The organism is Galactobacter valiniphilus (assembly GCF_003575975.1).
GTDB classification, from domain to species: domain Bacteria; phylum Actinomycetota; class Actinomycetes; order Actinomycetales; family Micrococcaceae; genus Galactobacter; species Galactobacter valiniphilus.
Window position 1 is genome coordinate 1 of the sequence record NZ_QQXK01000052.1, and the last position, 3,732, is coordinate 3,732.

Annotated in this window: 2 protein-coding genes and 2 pseudogenes; all 4 read left to right on the forward strand. The window is 67.0% G+C overall.

From position 1 onward, the window contains the following. Positions 1 to 117 precede the first annotated feature (117 nt). Positions 118 to 1,284 (forward strand): annotated as a pseudogene (locus tag DWB68_RS15505) (IS30 family transposase); the annotation flags it as partial. 149 nt (positions 1,285 to 1,433) lie between these two features. Next, positions 1,434 to 2,786 carry an FAD-dependent oxidoreductase gene (locus tag DWB68_RS15510; protein ID WP_119426021.1) on the forward strand — a complete coding sequence of 451 codons (1,353 nt, stop codon included), beginning with the start codon at positions 1,434 to 1,436 and terminating at the stop codon, positions 2,784 to 2,786. Positions 2,787 to 2,875: 89 nt separating this feature from the next. Further along, a pseudogene (locus DWB68_RS15515) lies at positions 2,876 to 3,277 on the forward strand (ATP-binding protein); the annotation flags it as partial. A gap of 84 nt (positions 3,278 to 3,361) precedes the next feature. Next, positions 3,362 to 3,649, forward strand: coding sequence for a hypothetical protein (locus DWB68_RS15520; RefSeq protein WP_147391714.1), 288 nt, complete (start codon positions 3,362 to 3,364; stop codon positions 3,647 to 3,649). The last annotated feature ends 83 nt before the right edge of the window (positions 3,650 to 3,732 follow it).

Consider the following 3,732-nt stretch of genomic DNA (forward strand, 5'->3'; position numbering starts at 1 on the left):
CTCGAGCACCTGCGTGGCCTGGCCCTCGGCTTCCGCAACCTCACCAACTACATCGCCCGCGCACTCCTCGAAGCCGGAGGATTCAGACCCCACCTACACCCCGAATTGCGATGAGCCCGATATCTCAGCTTCGCCGAGCGTGAGGAGATCGCCATCCTGAAGGCCCAGGGCAAGGGGGTTCGCACCATCGCCCGGGCTCTGGGCCGTGATCCAGGCACGATCAGTCGTGAGCTGCGCCGCAACGCCGCTACCCGAGGCGGGAAACTCGAATACCGAGCCATGGTCGCCCAGTGGAAAGCCCACGAGGCCGCCAAGAGGCCCAAAGAAGCGAAGATGGTGACCAACCCGCGGCTGCGTGACTACGTCCAGGACCGGCTCGCCGGCAAGGTCACCCACCCTGACGGCCGCACCGTCAACGGCCCAGACACGCCAGTCTGGAAAGGGTTGAACAAGCCCCACCGGGCCGACCGTCGCTGGTCGAAGGCCTGGAGCCCGGAGCAGATCAGCCACCGCCTGCGCATCGAGTTCGGTGATGATGAGTCCATGCGGATCAGTCACGAGGCGATCTACCAGTCACTGTTCATCGAGGGCCGCGGGGCGCTGAAGCGGGACCTGGTGACCTGCCTGCGCACCGGCAGGGCTCTGCGCTCGCCGCGTGAGCGTTCGCGGAACAAGCCCCATGGCCATGTCACCGCCGATGTCGTGATCAGCGAACGGCCCGCGGAGGCCGCGGATCGGGCTGTTCCCGGACACTGGGAAGGCGACCTGATCATCGGCACCGGCCGCTCCGCGATCGGCACCTTGGTCGAACGCCACAGCCACGCCGCGATCCTGGTCCATCTGCCTCGCTTGGAGTGCTGGGGCCAGACGCCGCCGGTCAAGAACGGCCCCTCGCTGGGCGGCTACGGTGCGGTCGCGATGAACAGCGCGCTCGCCGCGTCGATCACCGCTCTGCCGCAGCAGCTGCGCAAGACCATCACCTGGGACCGCGGCAAGGAACTATCCGCTCACGCCACCTTCGCCCTGGAGACCGGCACGAAGGTCTACTTCGCTGACCCCCACAGCCCATGGCAGCGGCCCAGCAACGAGAATACCAACGGGCTGCTGCGTCAGTACTTCCCCAAGGGCACCGACCTGTCCCGCTGGACAGCAGAAGATCTGGAAGCCGTGGCCCACACCATAAACAGCCGCCCCCGCAAGACCCTCGGCTGGAGAACACCGGCCGAGGTCTTCGAAGAGCAACTACAATCCTTGGAAGAAGCCGGTGTTGCGACGACCGGTTGAACCTGCCGTGGCTCCGACCAGCAGAGCGATGTCAGCAGTTGGCTTTCCATCTCAGCGGTGCCGCTGGAAGGATGCCCACCGGCAAATCCCGCACCTCGTGGATTGCGAGCGTTGCGAGCGAGAGCGTGCCTACGCGAAGGAGAATTGTGATGGACGTTGACCTGCTGGTGATCGGCTGGGGCAAGGCAGGCAAGACCCTGGCGGGGCGCTTCGCGGCCGCCGGCAAGACCGTGGCGCTGGTGGAGCGCTCGCCCGAGATGTACGGCGGCACCTGCATCAACATCGGCTGCGTGCCGACCAAGGACCTCGTCGTCTCGGCGGAGGAGCGTCGCGACTCCGACGACCCGCAGGAGTTCTTCCGCACCGCCGTCGCCGGCCGCGACGCGCTGATCGGCACGCTCAACGCCGCGAACCACCAGATGCTGGAGAAGCCGGGCGTCACCCTGGTGGACGGCACCGCCCGGTTCACCGGCCCGCGGACGGTCGTCGTCGACACCGCCGAGGGCCAGGTGGAGCTCACCGGCGAGACCGTGGTGATCGGCACCGGTGCGACCTCGCGCCGCGTCGACCTGCCCGGCTTCGACTCACCGCGGGTGTTCGACTCGACCACCATCCAGCACATCGACCCGCTGCCCGAACGGCTGGTGATCGTGGGCGGCGGCTTCATTGGGCTCGAGTTCGCTAGCATGTTCACCCACTTCGGCTCCACGGTCACCATCCTCGACCGCGGCGAGGAGTTCCTTCCCCGCGTCGACCGGGACGTGGCCGAGGCCGTGAGGCAGACCCTGCTCGACATGGGCGTCACCATCGAGCTGGGCGTCCGGCCCACGTCGCTGGACGACGGCACACACGCCGTGGTGCACACCACCAAGGGCGATTTCGTGGCCGAGGCCGTGCTGGTGGCCGCCGGACGCGTGCCGGTCACCGGCGAGCTGGGCCTGGAGGCCGCCGGCATCGAGGTGGACGAGCGGGGCTTCGTCGTCGTGGACGACCAGCTGCAGACCAGCGTCCCCGGTGTGTACGCGGTGGGCGACGTCAACGGCGGCCCGCAGTTCACCTACATCTCGCTGGACGACAACCGCATCGTGTGGGACGCGGTGATGGGCCAGGGCACGCGCCGCCGCAGCGACCGCGTGGCGGTGCCGAACACCACCTTCATCACCCCGCCGCTGTCGATGGTGGGCATGGACGAGACCCAGGCCCGCAAGTCCGGCCGCAACGTCCTGATGGCGAAGAAGGAGGTGGCGAAGATCGCCGCCATGCCCCGGCCGAAGATCGTCGGCGAGACCCACGGCCTGTTCAAGCTGTTCGTCGACGCCGACAGCCAAGAGATCCTCGGCGCGACGATCTTCTCCATCGACTCCCAGGAGCTGGTCAACATGGTCGCCCTGGCCATCCGGCTGGGCGCCAAGGTCTCCGACCTGCGCGACGGGATCTGGACCCACCCGTCCAGCACCGAGGCCTTCAACGAGGTGCTCGGCACCCTGGAGCCATTGGCCTGACCGGTGATGCGCCGGGTGGAAGCGATGGTGCCGCAGGACCACGCCCCCCGGCGCCGAGGCCGAGGTCGACTTCGGCGAGGTCTCCGTCATCCGCCGCCGCAGAACAGGGCTACCGCGTCCGCTACACCCTCGCCACCCGGCTCGTGAACGAGCTAGTCGAAGCCGCCGACGAGAAGCGACTCACCAAGACCATCAACCGCTACGGCCGCGTCGACCTCCTCGTGATTGATGAACTCGGCTACATGGAACTCGACCGGCGCGAAGCCGAGCTGCTGTTCCAGGTCCTCACCGAACGCGAGGAGAAGAACGCCATCGCGATCGCGTCCAACCAGTCCTTCTCCGCCTGGACCGACACCTTCACCGACCCCCGCCTGTGCGCAGCGATCGTCGACCGACTCACCTACAACGCCACCATCATCGAAACCGGCACCAACTCCTACCGCCTCGCCCACACCCGAGCCCGCCACCACACCCCCACCACAGGCGCGTGACATCGATCATCTGCCGAATGGCGCGCGTTGCGGAGGATCCAAATTCGTTGCCGGATCACCCCAACGGACGGGAGACTGGCATGCATGGCTTCCGGCACAGATCCCGACGAGTGGGCACAGCAACTGACTTTCACACCGATGACCGTGGAGTCGGCACACGTCATCGCAGACACCTGGAAGTACCCAGCCCCCTACGACTTCTACGACACCACCGCCGATCGTGACGACTACGAGGAGTTCATCAGCCCCGACCAGTGGCCCTCACACTTCTGGCAGGTCCACCACGGCGGTGACCTCGTCGGCTTCTTCACCGCCGAACCGAGCGGCGACGAAACTGTCCAGGAGATCAGTCTCGGACTGCACGGGCCTTGACCCTCAATCGTGGACACGGTGTCGGTTCGGTTATGCCGCTTCCGCGAGGGTAGCGGACGTGGTCTTCGCGTAGGCGGTCTCGT